General features: G+C 46.6%; 17 protein-coding genes and 1 riboswitch. Of the genes, 9 read left to right on the top strand and 8 right to left on the bottom strand.

Annotated features, from left to right (window positions below; all coding sequences use genetic code 11):
- Positions 1-166: 166 nt before the first annotated feature.
- Positions 167-697, top strand: a complete 531-nt coding sequence (locus tag DESPCE1_RS0113625) for a DUF2628 domain-containing protein (RefSeq protein ID WP_019850817.1) — start codon at positions 167-169, stop codon at positions 695-697.
- Between the two features lie 96 nt (positions 698-793).
- On the opposite strand, the gene DESPCE1_RS0113620 is transcribed toward DESPCE1_RS0113625, so the two are convergent.
- The 4 genes from DESPCE1_RS0113620 to DESPCE1_RS0113600 form a co-directional block, all read right to left on the bottom strand.
- Positions 794-1,597 carry a C40 family peptidase gene (locus DESPCE1_RS0113620; protein ID WP_371200529.1) on the bottom strand — a complete coding sequence of 268 codons (804 nt, stop codon included), beginning with the start codon at positions 1,595-1,597 and terminating at the stop codon, positions 794-796.
- 129 nt (positions 1,598-1,726) lie between these two features.
- Positions 1,727-2,506 (bottom strand): ABC transporter ATP-binding protein, encoded by a 780-nt coding sequence (locus DESPCE1_RS0113610; RefSeq protein WP_014794512.1) that lies wholly within the window; start codon positions 2,504-2,506, stop codon positions 1,727-1,729.
- Between the two features lies 1 nt (position 2,507).
- Complete coding sequence (locus DESPCE1_RS0113605; RefSeq protein WP_019850814.1) at positions 2,508-3,545, bottom strand: iron ABC transporter permease; 1,038 nt, start codon at positions 3,543-3,545, stop codon at positions 2,508-2,510.
- An 84-nt stretch (positions 3,546-3,629) separates the two neighbouring features.
- Positions 3,630-4,601 carry an ABC transporter substrate-binding protein gene (locus tag DESPCE1_RS0113600; RefSeq protein ID WP_019850813.1) on the bottom strand — a complete coding sequence of 324 codons (972 nt, stop codon included), beginning with the start codon at positions 4,599-4,601 and terminating at the stop codon, positions 3,630-3,632.
- Between the two features lie 116 nt (positions 4,602-4,717).
- Positions 4,718-4,862, bottom strand: a riboswitch (cobalamin riboswitch).
- Between the two features lie 144 nt (positions 4,863-5,006).
- Here DESPCE1_RS0113600 and DESPCE1_RS0113590 point away from each other — a divergent pair.
- From DESPCE1_RS0113590 to DESPCE1_RS0113565, 6 genes are all read left to right on the top strand, one after another.
- Complete coding sequence (locus DESPCE1_RS0113590; RefSeq protein WP_014794509.1) at positions 5,007-5,306, top strand: phasin family protein; 300 nt, start codon at positions 5,007-5,009, stop codon at positions 5,304-5,306.
- A 27-nt stretch (positions 5,307-5,333) separates the two neighbouring features.
- Positions 5,334-7,010: an AarF/ABC1/UbiB kinase family protein gene (locus DESPCE1_RS0113585; RefSeq protein WP_014794508.1), complete on the top strand. Its 1,677-nt coding sequence runs from the start codon at positions 5,334-5,336 to the stop codon at positions 7,008-7,010.
- An 83-nt stretch (positions 7,011-7,093) separates the two neighbouring features.
- A complete protein-coding gene (locus DESPCE1_RS0113580; RefSeq protein ID WP_014794507.1) occupies positions 7,094-7,537 on the top strand; it encodes a GNAT family N-acetyltransferase in 444 nt (147 codons plus the stop codon).
- A gap of 95 nt (positions 7,538-7,632) precedes the next feature.
- Positions 7,633-8,061: a GNAT family N-acetyltransferase gene (locus DESPCE1_RS0113575; RefSeq protein ID WP_014794506.1), complete on the top strand. Its 429-nt coding sequence runs from the start codon at positions 7,633-7,635 to the stop codon at positions 8,059-8,061.
- Complete coding sequence (locus DESPCE1_RS0113570) at positions 8,062-8,655, top strand: DNA-3-methyladenine glycosylase (protein ID WP_019850811.1); 594 nt, start codon at positions 8,062-8,064, stop codon at positions 8,653-8,655. It abuts the gene before it with no gap.
- Between the two features lie 336 nt (positions 8,656-8,991).
- Entirely contained in the window at positions 8,992-10,374 is a 1,383-nt protein-coding gene (locus tag DESPCE1_RS0113565) for an aspartate kinase (protein ID WP_014794504.1), read from the top strand.
- An 88-nt stretch (positions 10,375-10,462) separates the two neighbouring features.
- Here the strand turns inward: DESPCE1_RS0113565 and DESPCE1_RS0113560 are convergent, their stop codons facing one another.
- Complete coding sequence (locus DESPCE1_RS0113560; RefSeq protein WP_019850810.1) at positions 10,463-11,632, bottom strand: class I SAM-dependent RNA methyltransferase; 1,170 nt, start codon at positions 11,630-11,632, stop codon at positions 10,463-10,465.
- 203 nt (positions 11,633-11,835) lie between these two features.
- Here DESPCE1_RS0113560 and DESPCE1_RS0113555 point away from each other — a divergent pair, with 203 nt between their 5' ends.
- Entirely contained in the window at positions 11,836-12,453 is a 618-nt protein-coding gene (locus DESPCE1_RS0113555) for a CPBP family intramembrane glutamic endopeptidase (RefSeq protein ID WP_242835438.1), read from the top strand.
- A gap of 95 nt (positions 12,454-12,548) precedes the next feature.
- On the opposite strand, the gene DESPCE1_RS0113550 is transcribed toward DESPCE1_RS0113555, so the two are convergent.
- The 3 genes from DESPCE1_RS0113550 to DESPCE1_RS0113540 all read right to left on the bottom strand — a co-directional run bounded on the left by DESPCE1_RS0113550 (position 12,549) and on the right by DESPCE1_RS0113540 (position 14,751).
- On the bottom strand, positions 12,549-12,731 hold the full coding sequence (locus DESPCE1_RS0113550) for a DUF1540 domain-containing protein (RefSeq protein WP_014794501.1): 183 nt from the start codon (positions 12,729-12,731) through the stop codon (positions 12,549-12,551).
- A gap of 254 nt (positions 12,732-12,985) precedes the next feature.
- Positions 12,986-13,840: an ABC transporter permease gene (locus DESPCE1_RS0113545; RefSeq protein ID WP_019850808.1), complete on the bottom strand. Its 855-nt coding sequence runs from the start codon at positions 13,838-13,840 to the stop codon at positions 12,986-12,988.
- Positions 13,837-14,751, bottom strand: a complete 915-nt coding sequence (locus tag DESPCE1_RS0113540) for an ABC transporter ATP-binding protein (protein ID WP_019850807.1) — start codon at positions 14,749-14,751, stop codon at positions 13,837-13,839. The genes DESPCE1_RS0113545 and DESPCE1_RS0113540 overlap by 4 nt, the downstream gene beginning before the upstream one ends.
- A 140-nt stretch (positions 14,752-14,891) precedes the next feature.
- Here DESPCE1_RS0113540 and DESPCE1_RS0113535 point away from each other — a divergent pair, with 140 nt between their 5' ends.
- On the top strand, positions 14,892-17,237 hold the full coding sequence (locus DESPCE1_RS0113535) for a type IA DNA topoisomerase (protein WP_019850806.1): 2,346 nt from the start codon (positions 14,892-14,894) through the stop codon (positions 17,235-17,237).
- Positions 17,238-17,495 lie beyond the last annotated feature (258 nt).

The following is a 17,495-nucleotide window of genomic DNA, read 5'->3' as shown; positions in this document are numbered from 1 at the left end:
GGGGACCCGACGCAGCGGAGGTCTTGAGCGATTAGATTGCTCCGCGCAGCTTATAGAGTGAACGCCGAAAGCAAAATCCTGGAGACTTAGCTTTCGGTTTTTTTCTCTGGGTAGGTTCTAAGCAGACATGATATAATGAGGTAATGCATCGAGAGAAGGTGTACCTATGGAGGAGCAGGGGAAGGGATTCTTTAAGGTCTACGACTACCAGGAGCTGGAAAAGCAGGAACTGATGAGCTTGTATATTGGGAAGAATGCGGATTATTATCTGCGCAAATGGAGTAAGACCCCTGCTCCGGAGAAGGCATTTTCCTGGAACTGGGCAGCCTTCTTTGTCTTTGCTTTCTGGGTGGGCTATCGTCAAATGTATGTATACCTCGCTCTATTGGTAGGGATTATGCTGGCTGGAGATGTGGCTTATATTTTCGTGCTGGGATGGGAGCCCGACATTCGGATAACCATCGTGATCTCCTTGCTTATGGGGGCCTTTGGCAATGCTCTATACTATCGTCATATTCGCAGAAAATTAGATCAGCTGAAAGAATCGGGCCTGGAATCTGAAGAAATCCGCAGGAGAGCGGCTGCCGAAGGAGGCCCTAATTGGCGGGGGATTTTGGCAACATGTCTAATGCTCTTTCTTTATAATATTATTCTGGGCTATTTAACGTCCTTGCTCAATGGAGTTATCCATACATAAAAAAAGGGAGTATCGCCGGCTGCTTAAAAAGTAGCGGCGATACTCCCTTTTCATAGGGTTAGAAATTCATAATCGATTACGAATGGCTCCGGCTGACTAGAGGACGCGTTTTGCCCCAATGAAGTGGGATTGCCAGTAGGAACCCATGGTATAAATGGTTACTCCCTTTGAACTGGAGGCATTGATGAACTGTCCATTTCCCAGGAAGATTCCCACATGATCAATGACTTTATCCCCGTCCAAAGAGAAGAAGACCAGGTCTCCGGCTTTGAGGTTGCTGAAGGAAACAGCCGTTCCTACATTATATTGATCCCGGGATACCCGAGGTAAGGAAATGCCATGCTGAGCGAAGACATATTGGGTGTATCCTGAGCAATCAAATCCGCTGGTGGTGGTGCCGCCCCAAACATAAGGCACTCCAATATATTTTTTGGCAGTGTTGATTACGGCAGTGGCTTTGGAGGTACTCACCGGTGTGCTGGATTTGGCGGAAACTTTGGGGGTGTCGGCAGCACTTTTGCTTGTGTTGGAAGACTTTTGGGAAGAGGTGGCGGGAGAGGTTGAAGGGGTAGTCTTCGGAGCTTGAGAAGGCGCAGGCTGAGTGGATTTGGACCCACGGGAGATTTCACTGGTTACGGACTGTCTGGCGGCCTCGACATTGGCAAGCGATGCACTGGAGGCCAAAGTGTTTTCGGAATTGGCTTGAGGGGCAAGGGCAGTTTCCTCAGCCAAAGCTACACTTTGAGGTGCTATAGGTTCTGAAATGGTCTGAGGGTAAGCAAAGAGAGTCGTAGCGAATAGTCCCAAGGACACTATCGGAACCATTCCAGTAATAAGGATTTTCTTGTAACGATTTTTATTTGTATTTTTTTTCATAAGTTTCTTCATAAGGTTCTTCATAAATTTCTCCTTTCAAAACAAAAAACAACCTATCAGATTCTAACAGGTTGTCTTCAGTATAAAATAACTTTTTCACGATGTCCTTAGAGGATGATTGGTTAAATCGCCAGGTTTTGTTAATCTCAGGAATCATTTTCCGCTCAATAGGAATTGAGGTACTCCTAATTTGGGATGATGAACTTGAACTAAATCCGCTTTATACACTTGGGCTAGAGTTTCTTCCAGGAGAACGTCTTCTTTTTTGCCCCAGGTGACGATTTCCCCTTGATCCAGAAGGAGAATCCGGTTGCAATATTGACCCGCTATATTCAAATCGTGCAAGACCATTATCACAGTGATTCCTAACTCATCATGCCACTGACGGACATGATCCATGACTAAGATTTGGTGTCCGATATCCAAATAGGTGGTGGGTTCATCCAAGATGAGTATTTGGGGTTCCTGAGCCATGGCACGGGCCAGAGAGACTAGTTGGCGTTGACCGCCGCTTAGGGTGCTGACCTTTTGGGAGCGTTTATGCCAAAGGTTCAGTTTAACGAGTATGTTCTCCACCACAGCCTTGTCATGGTGGCCTAGATCGGCAAAGGGCTTTAACCAGGGATAGCGCCCCATGGATACGATCTGCTCTACGGTAAAGGGCAGGGCAGGGGTGCCTTCCTGCTCCAGGACGGCGATTTGGCGGGCCAGTTCTTTGGAGGTATAGGAGGAAAGAAGTCTGTCCATTAGTTGAACCTTCCCGGAGGTAGGCGGCTGAAGACCGCTGATGGTGCGGACCAGAGTTGATTTGCCGCTGCCATTGGGGCCGATGATTCCAAACATATCTCCTTGACCTATAGTGAAGGAGATATCTCGCAAAACAGCAAAGGAGCCATAATGTTGATTAAGGTTCTGAATCTCGAACACGTTCATCTTAACCCCTCCTTAAACCACTCTTTAAAAGATAAGCGAAAAAGGGAGCACCCACAAAAGCTGTAATCGCTCCGATAGGAATCTCCTGTGATTGGAGCAGGGTTCTGGCAATGGTATCCGACCACAAAAGAAAGATTGCTCCCGCTAAAGTGGATATCGGCAAAAGAATTCGGTGGTCAGGCCCTACCAGAAGACGCATAAGATGGGGAATAATAAGTCCTACGAAGCCGATGATGCCCACCATGGAAACAGCGGCGGTGGCCAATAAGGAGCCAACGATTAGAATGGCGATTTTTTTCCTCTCCACATTAATTCCGAGATGAGTCGCAGCTCTTTCCCCTAAAGCAATGACATTAAGCTCCCGGTTTTGAAAGAGAAGGTAGGTCAAGCCGATGAGAAAATAAGGGAGAAGGATAAGGACATTCTGCCAGTTGCTGTTGGCGAGACTCCCCATCATCCAGAAGATAATCTGCTGCATCTGCTCGCCGGAAACAGCAATGAGCAGGGAGAGAAAAGCGCTCAGTAAAGCCTGCACCACCACACCAGCCAAAATTAAGGTTTCCCGCTCAAATTGACCATGCTGTCTGGATAGAGAGAAGACAAAGGCCAATGAAATAAGACCCCCGGCAAAGGCGAAAAGGGGCAGGACCGATTGACCAAAGAAAGAAAAGCTGCGAAAAAAGAGGATAGCTGAGGCTGCTCCAAAGGCAGCTCCGGAAGAGACCCCTAAGATATAGGGATCAGCCAAAGGATTGCGCAGAATCCCTTGAAAGGCCACTCCTGAGGTAGCCAGCATAGCCCCCACGATCAAAGCTAAAAAGACGCGGGGCAGGCGCAGATTCCAAACGATGGATTCTTGGGCAGGAGTCCAGCTGGGGTCAAAGTTAAAAAAAGGCAGATGGCTTAAAATAATCTTCCAGGTAAGATGAAAGGGCAGGGAGACAGAACCGGTCATTACACAGATCACAACGGAAAGAAGCAGGAGAAAGGACAGGGCCAAAATCCATGTGATGCCTTTGGGGAAAGTTCTGGAATTCATCTCATGTTGTCCTCCTTAAATTCAAGTCAATAAGTCTCTCCCCATACTGAATAAAATATGCCGCTTAAAATAAAAGGCTGCGGGTTAGAAAAGATCCGGGTAAAGGGCTTTGGCGATTGTCTCCAGGCCGTCGATGATCCGGGGACCGGAGCGGGTAACCATATCACTGTCCAGATCGTAAATACGGTCATGGACAATAGCATCAATGCCTTGCCAAGCTGGACGGGCTAAGATAGTGGCCTTTACATTATCCATATAGTAAGAGTAGGTGCTCAGGATAACCTGAGGGTTCTTATCAATCACCTGCTCTTCGCTGTATTGTGCCCAGTTTTGGACATCACTGGCGATATTGATTCCCCCCGCTTTGGTGATGAGCTCATTAAGAAAAGTTCCTTCACCGGCGGTAAAAAGGCCCGGATCCACTTCAATCCATACCTTGACCCGGTCGGATTCCTTGATAGTCTCCACTTTATCCGCAATGGCCTGTTCCTTTTCTTTCATTCCCTGGATCACTGTCTGTGCCTGTTTCTGGGTATTGGTGATGTATCCCAGTTTCTCGATGGCTTGATACGTGCTTTCCAGACTTTGCGGGTTTAAATGAACCACAGGGATACCTAAATTGCGCAGGGAGTTGATAAAGTCTTGGTTATGCATCCCTGTAACAACCAAATCCGGTTTGAGCTGGATGAGCTGTTCCATATTAGGGTTTAAACTATCTGCAAAGACGTATTCCGCTTTCTCCTGGATACCCACCGGGTAATTATCATAGACGGTTAAGCCGATAAGCCTGTCATCCAGGCCCAGAGCACTTAAGATCTCCGTGGAGGGCGGGGCCAGGCAAATAATGCGCAGGGGTTCCTTTTCCAGGGTGGTTGCCACTCCTGTATCGTCTGTGTAAGTTAAAGGGTAACTTGTGGACTGGTTGGTATCTTGTCCAGCCGGTGTTTCGGGAGAAGCCGCACCTTGCTGTGAGGTTGGATTGCAGCCGCTGATCAAAAATAAGGTCACCCCTAGGGTTATGAGCAGGGTGAGCAGTGTCCGTTTTTTTCTATTCATTTGGGTTCTCCTTTCATGTTAGGGTGGCAAGACAAAATAAAAACCTTTTACCGCCAGGATAAAAGGTTTTTGCTGCACTATGTGGACTCTTGCAGCGCCTATTTCCTGTCCTCGAGGAGGGTCGCTGATGATTAGGCAGGTTCCTGACTTGGGAGTGATGACTCACTCGTTTCACAGTGGCGGGACCGTGCCGGAATTGAACCGGCTTCCCTTTTAACTCTATCCAAAAATGGATTGAGAACCTAATCGTACAGTATTGAATTAAGATCATTATAAGGCATTCACCTGACAATGCCAAGATGCACTTAGAGTATGCCTTCATGGCAAATAAAGAATCGTTTTCAGAAATCCCGTGAATACTAATGCCAGGACTCGCATAGAAATCATGACAGGGGGATGTATATTATGCAAGATATAGTAAAGAAAGGTTTATCCTTGGGATTAGGCTTGGCGGTCGTGAGCAAAGAGCAAATCGAGAAGGTCGTGGACGAATTGGTAAAGAAGGGGGAGCTGTCTGCCGGCGAATCCAAGGAATGGATGAATGAGCTGATCCAAAAGGGAGAGGATCAGCAGGATGAAATCTATACCAAGATTAAGGAACAAGTGCAAAAAATCCTGGCAGAACTTAATCTTCCCAGTAAAGCGGACATGGAAAGGCTGGAGAATCGAATCGCTCAATTGGAAAACCAGAAGCCTGGGGAATGAACTTGGGGATAGATTAGGGGTATTAGCATGATTGGCAGAAAAATTCGTCATGTTCATCGGTATAAGGAAGTTGCCACGGTATTGGCCCGTAATGGATTCAGCCTCATCCTGGAAGAGATGGGGCTTATTAATTTTATCTCTTATTCCAGGCGGATGTTGAGGAGAGAAGAAGAGGCGGACTCCCAAACTCTCGGTCAGCGTTTGCGTAAGGCCCTGGAGGAATTAGGGCCTACTTATGTTAAGATTGGGCAGATTGCCAGCACTCGGCCGGATATTATTCCGGATTACCTGATCACTGAACTGGAAAAACTGCAGGATCAGGTTCCCCCCTTTTCCTTTGCCGACGTTCGCCAAATTATTGAAACGGAACTGGGGGCCCTGCCGGAAGATATTTTTCAGCATTTTGAGGAAAAACCGGTGGCGGCTGCCTCTATCGGGCAAGTCCACTATGCTGTTCTCAAAACAGGGGAGAATGTAGCGGTGAAAATCCAGCGCCCTCATATTGCCCGGACCATTGAGACGGATCTGGAAATACTTCTGGACTTGGCTGCTTTGGCGGAAAAGCGCGTGGATTGGGCAGCTCTGTATCATGTAAAGGATATGGTGGAGGAATTCGCTAATTCCTTGCGCAATGAATTGGACTATGAGATTGAAGGAAGCAATGCCGAACGGATGGGGAAGCAATTTCAAGGAGATCCCACGATTCGCATTCCTAAAGTCTATAAAGAGTACTCTAATAAAAAGGTCTTGACTCTGGAATATATTCAAGGGGTAAAACTCAGCCAATTCGAGACTCTTGAAGCGCTGGGTTATGATCGTAAGGTACTAGCGGAAAACCTGATCAAAGCTATGTTTAAACAAATCTTAATCGAGGGTTTTTTTCATGGGGACCCTCATCCGGGAAATATTTTCGTTTTGCCCCAGCAGGTTATTTCCTTGATCGATTTCGGCATGATCGGCAGACTTTCCCCGGATATGAAGGATCATTTCGCTTCCCTGGTCATTGGGATGATGCGGCGGAAGACGGAGGACATGGTGGAGGCCGTGTTTGCTATGGGGATCGTTCCAGAGGATATGGACCCCAAGGCATTGTATCGGGATGTGGATTTATTAAGAGAGAAGTACTTGGATGTTCCTATGAGTGAAGTTGATCTGGGCAATGCCGTCAACGATCTGTTTAAGGTGACCTATAAACACCGGATTATTATTCCCGCCGATCTGGTACTGCTGGGCAAATCCCTTCTAAGCCTGGAAGGCATCGTGGAGCAGCTGGATCCCGAGATCAGTATTATCGATATTGCCGAGCCCTTCGGAGAGCAGCTCCTTAAAGAACGGCTCAATCCAGTCTTTTTCGCCGAGAAAACCTGGAAACATTTTCGGGAATACTCGGATCTTTTATTCAATCTCCCGAAACAAATGAAGGAGATTTTCAGCAGCATTCAGCGGGGCAAAGTACGGGTGGAGATTTATTTACCCGAATTAGCCACTTTCATACGGAAGCTGGATCGGATAAGCAATCAGCTTTCTTTTAGCATTTTATTACTGTCTTTCAGCATTATCATGTGCGGTTTAGTCATTGCTTCCGCCTTAGGCAAGGAACCCCTGGTCTTTTGGCGAATACCGGCTATTGAGGCCGGTTTTGTTATGGCAGCTATGATGTTCATTCTTCTCTTGGTATCGATCTTGCGCTCAGGCAGGTTCTAGCAGGAATGTGGGTTTGACTTTGTTTGATATAATTAGTTAGGATATAATTAGGATAAATCAAATACATAGGAGATTGAAACGTTATGATCAGAGCAATGGCAGAAGCGGACAGAGAAAGGTTCCTGGAGCTGGCATTTGAATTCTACCATTCGGAAGCTGTTCTCCAGCCTGTACCCAAGGAATTTCACACAAGAACTTTTGATGAGATGATGAGTTCGGATCGTTATCTGAATGGATATATACTGGAGTGGGAAAACCAGGTTGCCGGATATGCAATTACAGCGAAGACTTTTTCTCAGGAAGCTGGAGGAATCGTAGTCTGGATAGATGAGATTTATATTTTGCCTCCTTATCGTTCGCAGGGGCTTGCCCGGGAGTTTTTTCAATACTTAGAGGAGCACCGGCACGACCAGATCAAGCGGATCCGGCTTGAGGTGGAAGAAGAGAATGTTAAAGCTATATCTCTGTATAAACGATTGGGATTTAATGATCTTGAGTATATTCAGATGATCAAGGATTTTGACTAATGGTTACGAACTCATTGGTGAACCGATCGTGTCCACCAGGCTTAAGAGATACACTTAATATAATATTTGGAAGGCACGAGAGGAAGGAATATCACATGAACGTCGTTGAAGTAAAAGGTACGGAATTAGAAGATGCTTTTCAAATTCGCAGGGAAGTTTTTGTTGAAGAGCAGGGGGTTCCTCTGCAGGATGAATTCGATGGATATGATGAGTCAGGTGCAGCCGCCCGTCATATTCTGGTGTATTATGAAGACCAGCCGGCAGCCACGGGAAGGCTGCGTTGGCTGGGGGATACGGCCAAATTGGAGCGGATCTGTGTGCGTGCCGCCATGCGAAAATTCGGCTTAGGCAGCGTCGTCGTCAAAAGCCTGGAAAAGATTGCCCAAGAGGAGGGCTTTTGTAAAGCGAAGATTCATGCCCAAACCCAGGCTCAGAACTTTTACGAAAGACTAGGGTATAGACAAACTTCTGAGGAATTCATGGAAGATGGAATTTCCCATATTGTTATGGAGAGGACAATCTAAATGATTTTTCCATACGGGTCAAAAGAAATCGAGTATTTAAAAACCCGGGATGAAGTCCTGGGGCAAGCTATAGAGCGCATGGGGATGATCGAGAGAGAGGTTACCCCGAACCTTTTTAAAGCTCTGATCTCCAGTGTGGTCAGCCAGCAGATTTCCAAAAAAGCAGCTGAGACCGTATGGAACCGGCTGCAAACTCTCCTGGGAAATATCAGTGCCGAGGAAATCGTTTTAGCCGATCTGAAGGCTATTCAAGGCTGTGGAATGTCCACACGCAAGGCGGGGTATATCAAAGGGATTGCTGCGGCCGCCCAAAGAGGTGAGGTGGATTTCCATAAGCTTCATACCCTGAGTGATGAGGAAATCATCCACTCCTTGTCAGCCTTACCCGGTGTGGGAGTGTGGACGGCAGAGATGCTGCTCATCTTTTCTCTTTGCCGGCCCGACGTGGTCAGTTATCGGGATTTAGCTATCCGCAGGGGAATGATGAACTGTTATGGGCTGGAGGAGTTATCTAAGGGGACCTTTGAGCATTACCGTAAGAAGTATTCACCCTACGGGTCTGTGGCTTCTCTGTATCTTTGGGCCATGTCTTAGGGTGCTAAGCCTGTATCCCTGTCTTCTCTGGAAGGATGAGAATAGACTAAGTGAATAGATGGCCATACATTTAGAGGCTAAAGTCTGAAAGTCAAGATTTATGAATCGGTGTAAAAAGGTGGTTCCCCACAGCGGAACCACCTTTGCTAATGGCATATGATAAAAGTATGATCCTCTTATCCTCTGAAACGAGGTGAGGGTAGATTACCATTAGGAATTTTTTGGCTGGCTGTTTATCCTACGATTGGGAAATTGTATCTTGTTGGCCGGCAGGCGCTGTATTATAATGATGAATAGTGTTATTTAACAGAGATCTTGATGCTAATGAGGTGTTGTATGTTAACGGTAGAAAAAATCGGGGGCACTTCTATGTCCCAATTTGAAGATGTCTTGAAAAATATTATTGGGGAACAGGATTCACGGCGTTTTAGCTTCGGGAGAGTGTTTGTTGTTTCTGCCTACGCAGGGGTGACCAATAAGCTTTTGGAGGATAAAAAGACAAAAGCCCCGGGGATCTATCGTCATTTTATCAATGGTGAAGATTGTGAAGAAGCTTTGACTCTCTTATTGCAGGATCTGCTTAAGATTAACGAGGGGTTTGTGAAAATTGGCTTAGATGCTGAAGCGGCTAAGGAGTTCCTGGCTTCAAGGATCAATCAGACCAAATCCTATTTGCATAGTATGCATGAAATCATTGCCTCCGGTTATGTGGATCGTGAGAATATTTTCTCTGCTGCAAGAGAGCTTCTGGCTTCTTTAGGAGAAGCTCATTCAGCCTTCAATTCCGTGAACATCCTGCAAAATCGCGGCATACCCGCCCGCCTTGTGGATTTAACAGGCCTTCGGGACTCCCGTCAGCTGACTATTGATGAGCGGATAGCCAAAGCTTTTCGGGGCGTGGATCCCTTCAAGGAGATTGTCGTCGTGACCGGGTATACGAAAGGCAAAGAAGGGATAATGCGTCAATTTGAACGGGGCTATTCGGAGATCACTTTCTCCCGGATTGCCACTCATCTTCATGCGGATGAAGCCATTATTCACAAAGAGTTCCATCTCTCTTCTGCCGATCCAAAGATTGTGGGGGTAGAAAAGGCCATCCCCGTAGGACGGACCAATTATGATGTTGCTGATCAGCTTGCAGATATAGGCATGGAAGCCATCCATCCCAATGCATCCAAACCTCTGGAAATGGGCGGGATCAATCTGCGTCTGAAGAACACCTTCGAGCCGGATCATCCGGGAACACTCATCTCCAAGGATTATATTGGTCCCGAAGCCAAAATCGAGATTATTGCCGGTTCGGATAAGGTGGTCGTAGTGGAAATCCATGATTCTTTAATGGTCGGTGAGGCAGGATACGATAAGCAGATTATGGAGATGTTCATGAAATATTCCGTAAGTTATATCATGAAAGCCACCAATGCCAATAGTATCTCTCTCGTGATCTGGGAGCATGATTTGGACGAAGACCTGGTAGCGGAATTGAAAGGGGCTTATCAGACCGTGACTATTTTGCCGGCGGCCATAGTCTGTGTGATTGGGTCGAATATTGCTGTTCCGAATATTTTAGCCCGTGCTACCAGCAGTTTAGCGAAAAACCATATTAATGTGAACTGTGTGTCCCAATCCCTTCGTCAAGTCAATATGCAATTTGTGATTGACCGGGATAAGTACACTCGTGCCATTTACCATCTTAATGAAGATTTGTGTTTGGGATAATTTTGAGAGTAAAAAAGATAGGTCCCCTAAGGGGGAACCTATCTTTTTTAAATCTTTGCTTATGCCTGTGCTTGAGCCTTTGGGAAAATTAAGGTGTGCCCTCTGCCCCTTCCTGATCCCGTGGGCGTCTTGGGGGCTTGGGGCCGAAGAATTGATAATAATGGCATTCTAAGCGGCCATTGTAAAGCTTTCTGCTCTTATCCCAGCGGCGTCCAATCAGAAGCTCAGGGTGTTTATCCGTCGTGATCACATGCAGGGACCAGGTTTCCAGATTCTTGAATGTCTCTCCCAGATCTTTATAAAGCTGTTTGACTTCCTCTTCCTCACCCAAACGCTCTCCATAAGGAGGGTTGGTGATTAGATGGCCGTATTGGAACCGGGAGCGCACTTCGGCTGCAGGCAAACGTTGGAAAAATATCTTATCCGTCAGTCCTGCATCTTCACAGTGAGCCCGGGCAAGCTGCAGGGCCTTGGGGTCGATATCCGAACCATAAATATGCAGTTCCTGATCCCGAACATAAAGATCCTGGGCTTCTTCACGAGCTTGCTGCCAGTATTTCTCCTTAATGTTGGGCCAGGTTTCAGCGACGAAATCCCTCTTCAAGCCCGGCGCTCGGTTAAGAGCGATCATGGCTGCCTCAATAGGTATGGTTCCCGTGCCACAGAAAGGATCAATAAGGGCGCGGTCCGCTTTCCAGTAACTCAGATTGATCATGGCGGCGGCTAAGGTTTCTTTTAAAGGAGCTTGCCCCGCCAGTCTGCGATAGCCTCGTTTGTGCAGTCCGGCACCGGAAGTGTCAATCGTAAGAGTGACGATGTCCTTTAAAAGAGCGACTTCGATTTTGTACTTAGGGCCGGTTTCCTTAAACCAACTGATACCGTAAGCCTCTTTGAGCCGTTCTACGATAGCTTTTTTGACAATAGCCTGGCAATCGGAGACACTAAAAAGCTTGGATTTTATGGATTTGCCTTCCACAGGGAATTCCGCATCGATGGGGAGCCATTCTTCCCAGGGCAGGGCTTTGGTTTGCTGAAAAAGCTCTTCAAAGGTCGTGGCTTTGAATTCACCCATTTTCAGAAGGACGCGTTCAGCTGAACGCAGCCACAGATTAGCCCGGCAAACCCCCAGCTCATTGGCGGTAAAAGAAATTTTACCGTTTTCCACCCGGGTTTCTGTATAGCCTAGATTATGGAGTTCACGGTTTACTATGGATTCAATGCCAAAAGCACTGGTGGCGATCAGTTCTATTTTAGCCAATACGGTATCCCCCTTCATCATAAAGGAAACTTGTTTCCTATGTCCACGAAGTGGACAAATTCTTCTTCTATAATAATGATTGGTCCGGGGAAAGGCAAGTGAGGAAAGAGGATATTCTTTGATTTCTATGACTTGCAAACTCGTCCTGTTCACTATAGGATAAGATGAGGCCGGTTGTGGAGGAGGATAGTTTGGTGGAAACTATGGATAATCATGAAGAACAACTCCGTGCAGCGCTTATCCCATCATTTTGGCTGACCCAGCTTCTCTTATTGATTCCGGGAGCATTCCTCCTTTGGCTTTTCTATCTGCGCAAAGGGTATCCTTGGCAAACCTTTTTTGCCTGGGATAATACCGGAGGGATATGGCTCTTAGGTTCGGCAGCAGCCCTTTTGGGGATGGGTTTACAATTTCTGGCCTGGAAGATCTTCTCTATAGAAGCTTTTGATGATGGCGGCGTTAACCGTCTCTTATTAGAGTTGCCGGCTAAGTTCCTTTTTCCCATGTTTTTAATCGGGGCATTTTCTGAGGAACTCCTGGTAAGAGGGGTCGTCCAGACGGGCCTAGGTAAATTTTTTGGTCCTCTTTATGGTATCTTATTCACGAGCATTCTCTTTACCGGGATGCATCTTCGTTATCTCAAGAAACCTGTCTTGATGTGCGGAGTCTTTGTCGTCAGCTTGCTTCTCTGCTCCCTCTATGGATTTACAGGAACTCTTTGGGCCACGGTATACGCTCATTTTCTCTATAATTTCGGAGCCGCTCTTTTAGCCAAGAAGTACTATCTTCCCTTGATTCCCAATGCCCCAAAAGACGAATAGTTAAGGAAGCAGAAAGAGTAAGGAACATGTATCCTTACTCTTTTCTGCTCAAGAAGGTTTTTGAACCTCAGGATGGAATATTAATTCTTACCTACCTAGCTCATGCTTCCATTGGGAACGAAGGTAGCACAGTCCGTCATTTCAGTCGTTTTAGCATTAGGGGCTTGAATTTCGATGGTTTGGGCATGACAGTGATCATTTCCCCAATAGTGACAGGTATTGACCACACATTTAACTCCTTGAAGATGGGAATCGATTTTGTCTACACGTCCAGGCATTATTATGTCCTCCTTTATAATTGAGATGGGTTCAGAGATGGTTACCCTGTATCAGTATATAATTTCCCGCGATAAGTTTTTTTTATACTGTCAGAAAGTATAACGTCGTTGTATACTTTTCTCCAGCATAAGTGCAACCAACGACTTCGCCTTTCTGGATGCATGTTAAAAAAGCACGGCGAAGCCGGGTTTTCTTTATACTTTTTTACTCAATTTTAGCAAAAACAAAAGAGCCCTTACTTTGTCATATTATGCTATTTGCGTTTACGGGACAGGTTCAGGATACTCAAACCATAAAACAGCCCTGCGGTAACAAGCAGCACTAAAATACTTCCCTGGGGAGTTAAGAGAGTATCTCCGAAACGGAAAGTCACGCCCATCATTGAATTAAATTCCTCCAGGCTCTCTGCCGGGGCATGGGCAAAAGCCTTTTGAAGGGGTGCTTCCATAAGGATCTGACGAAATAGAACGGCAGCATGGGAAATTGGGAAAATCTTTATCGCATATTGTATTGCTTCAGGCAAAACCCCAATGGGCAAATAGATACCGGTTAAAAAACCGATAAGGGTTCCGATAATGGTGCTGGCTGTTGAAAAAGCATGGAGACTCTTGAAGAGAGAAGCCAGAAAAAATAGGATCGCTGTGCTTGCCAGAGAAGAGAGCAGAATAAGCGCCAGTACCTGCAGTGTCTTTGTCCCTGTCAGCAGCTCCCCGCCATTGGCGAGAATGTAAATTTCGGCTAAGATCAGGGCCACAATGCTCATGATGACCCCAATGACAAAAGCACTTAAACTATAGCCTCCGGCAAGGGCGCTTCTCGAAACAGGGGATGATTGAAAATCCTTGATAATATTCCTGGCTTTATCCGCCACCATAATTCCCAGGGCCCCCATGGTCGTCGTCACGGAAGTAACAGCCAGCAATCCTGCCATGATCCAACTATCCATAAGATAACGGGCATTCTCTATATCCGAATAATCCTCAGCCCAAACATCTCCTAAAAAAAGGGCATAGAGGCCGATAATGATAAAAACCGCCAGCAGAGAAAAGAAAACCGCACTTTTATCTCTAAAGAAGATTTTCAGATTGCGCAGCATAAAGTTGATCATTCTCTTATCTCCTTTCCGGTGATCTTAATAAAGGCATCGTCCATAGTACCATGGCTGACTTCTAAGCCTGTGAGATAAGCTTGACATCCGGCAAGAATCGGCAAAGCCTCCAGGGTTGATGAGAGTTCGATAATGATTTGATCGGCAACTTGATGGTAAGGGATGCGCATTTCCTGAAGAGCTATGCTTAGTTTTTCTTTGTCATGATAAGAAAGCTTAAGCCGGTCACTGGCATATTCCTGTTTGAGTTCGGTGGGCGTTCCTTTAGCAGCGATTTCGCCATTGTCGATCACAATAACATAATCTGCTTCGGCAGCTTCCTCCATATAGTGGGTTGTCAGAAAGATCGTCATGTCCTTTTCTTTCTGCATTTTCTGGATGGTCTCCCAGACATTTTTACGGGTCTGAGGATCCAACCCTGTGGTGGGCTCATCTAAAAACAAAATTTTCGGTGCGTTAACCAAGGCTCGGGCGATATCCGCCCGGCGGCGCTGGCCCCCGGAAAGATTGCCATAGGGCCGCTTCAAAAATTCAGCCACTCCGGTAAGAGCTGCAATGGATTTTATGGAATCAGCCAAAGCCGTCTTTTTCAGGCCGTAGAAGCCGCCCCTTATCTTCAAATTCTCTTCTACCGTGAGCAGCGGATCCAGGAGGCCATCCTGAAATACCGCACCAATCACGGAGCGGATTTTATTATCTTCTTTGCCTAATTCATAGCCGTCCACAACGACCCGTCCCCGGTCCGGCTTTAAAAAAGTACAGATGATATCGATTGTCGTTGATTTTCCGGCGCCATTGGGTCCCAGAAAGGCAAATAATTTGCCTTTTTCCACATAAAAATTAAGCCCCTTAACCGCCTGAACATGACCATAGCTCTTATGCAAATCTACAACCTCAATTATTTTATCCATCCTGCCAACTCCTTGTTTGTGAACTCTACAGTTCAAACGCTTAACTTCTTTTTATATTTTCTACATTTAATGTAAAAACCTTCTCGTACTAATTAAAATTTAGGTTAATATTGAATTAATGGTGTAAAAGAGGTGTATCATTGGGTAAAACGTTAATCATAGCTGAGAAACCCTCCCAGGCCAGGGAATATGCCAAAACTCTTGGTGTAAAGGGCAAAGGAGAAGGGTATTTTGAGAACGATGACTATATTATTTCCTGGTGTATCGGGCATTTGTTTGAGCTCAAGCCTCCTGAAACCTATATGGATCTCCTCAAAGTAGGAAAACGCTGGGGAATCCACCGCCTGCCTGTACTTCCTCAACTGGGGGAATTTCAGTATGAGCTGAAACCCAGTACCTTAAAACAATACAATGTACTGCAGCGCCTGCTCAAGTCTCAAGAAGTTCGACAGGTCATTTGTGGAACGGATGCCGACCGGGAAGGACAATTGCTTTTTCAGGAAGTATGGGACACCCTAGGGAGCAAGAAGCCTCTTTTCCGGCTTTGGATTTCATCCTTGACCCAGGAGGCCATTCATGAGGGAATGAGCAAATTGCGGCCCTTTCACGAGGTGGAAGGGTTAGCTCAGGCAGGATATGGACGCTCCTATGGGGATTGGGATTTCGGAATGAATCTGACGGAGGGGTTTACCGCTCTTTTTGGCAGTTTCGATCCGGTGAGAAAAAAGCCCAATGTTATCTCCATTGGCCGGGTTCAAACTCCCACCTTAGCCTTGGTAGTGGAGCGTGAATGGGCTATACAAAACTTTGTTCCTGTTTCTTATGTGGAACTTGAAGCCGAATTTGAGAGTGCTAAAGGATGCTATAAAGGAAAATGGTTTGACAAAGACCGGCTGGCAAGCCATGGACAGACTAAGGAAGCGGAAAAAGATCAGGAGACAGATAGAGATAAGCATATCTTAGATCTGGAGCGCGGTAAGGCGATTCTAGCCAAAGTCCAGGGGAGGCCGGGCAAAGTCTGTTCAGTGAAGGATAAGGAGAGTACGGAGCCTCATCCCTTGCTTTTTGATTTAACTTCTTTAACTGTAACCGCCTCCAAACGCTATGGCTTTGGGGCGGAAAAAGTGCTGAAGATTGCTCAGTCACTTTATGAAAAGAAAGCCATAACCTACCCGAGAACGGATTGTAATTATTTACCCCCCGATATGCTCCCCAAGCTGAAGTCTCACCTGAAAGCCTTGGAACAAGGTCCCTTTGAGCAATGGGTTAAGGAAGCTCTTGACAGGCCCTTACCTAAGGGTAAGAGGGTCATCAATGAGATTACCGCTCACCATGCGATTATCCCTACCACTGAGAGAATTGCTCAGAACCTGAGCTCCGATGAACAGAAAATCTGGGAGATGATTGTCCTCCGCTTCCTCAGCACTTGGTTTCCCCCTGCCCGGTATGCGGAAAGGGAAATCATTACTGTTGTGGAAGATGAGTTTTTCCTTACTAAGGAAAAAACCCTGCTTGAACCGGGATGGAAGAGAGTAGAGAAAACCGGAAAGCACTCAGAGGATTCTGCACCCAAACTCCCTTTCCTTTCTCAGGAAGAGAGGGTTGAGACCCGATCCTGTCAAGTCCTTCAAAAGGAGACGAAGCCACCGAAGCGCTATACCCAAGGGGATCTGATTAAAGCCATGGAAGGAGCCGGCAAGGAGGTCGAGGATGAGACCCTGCGCCGGCAGTTAAAAGGAAAAGGACTGGGAACCGTGGCGACACGAGGGGCAATTATTGAAAACCTCTTGACCCGGGGGTATATTCTGCAGCAACAGAAAGTGCTTGTGCCGACGGAAAAAGGTATGGAGCTCATTCGCTTGATTAAGGAACGTTTACCCCGGGCTCAATTGCTGATCAGTGCGGAAATGACCGGGCAGATGGAATATGAGTTAGCCCAAGTTGAACGAGGTGAGATCCCTTTAAGCCGGTACATGGAGAAAGTTGAGCAGGCTGTTCGCGGTATTATTGAAGAGTTGCGTCACTATGAAGCTACCCATGGGAAAAAGCCCCTGGCCTTTGCCCCCCAAAAGCAAGGTACTCAGGGACGGAAGAGCAAAAGCAACCAGGAGAGCAGGTCCCAGGAGCCGCACGCTCCTAAAACTGATAAGGCAAAGGATGGGAAAGAGAGTTCAGCCTCGGCTTCCGGGGATAGTTTAGGAACCTGCCCCAGCTGCGGAGGTGGGGTAGAGGAACGGGAAAAGGGCTACGGCTGTCAAAACTGGAAAAACGGATGTCCGTTTATTCTTTGGAAGAATCCTATCTGTGGCAAGGTGCTGACACCAGCCCAAGTCAAGAGTCTATTAAAAAAAGGAAGAACAAATCTAATCAAGGGCTTTCGCTCTAAGAATGGGAAGAACTTTGCAGCCTATCTTGTTTGGGAAAATCCTTCTTCGGGGAAGCTAAAGTTCGAGTTCGAGAGAAACAATCCGGCAAAGCCTGGCTAAGTATCAAAATGCAAGGTAGCCGGCCTTGCCGGGCACCTTTTGGAGCGGAGGGCTTGAGCGTTAGTTTTGTCCGCGCAGCTTATGGAGCGACCGGTGTAAAGCAAAATCCTGGAGAGTCAGCTTTCGAGGCTTTTTCGTAGTAGACTCCATGCCGCCTGCGGCACTATTAGGATGACAAGCTTATCGATATTTGCTAAGATATACTGGAGAATGACAAGAAACATAGAAAATAAGATGAATATGTCGTAAAGTGGAATT

The organism is Desulfitobacterium sp. PCE1 (genome assembly GCF_000384015.1).
Lineage (GTDB): Bacteria > Bacillota > Desulfitobacteriia > Desulfitobacteriales > Desulfitobacteriaceae > Desulfitobacterium > Desulfitobacterium dehalogenans.
This window is presented reverse-complemented; position numbering and strand designations above follow the sequence as displayed.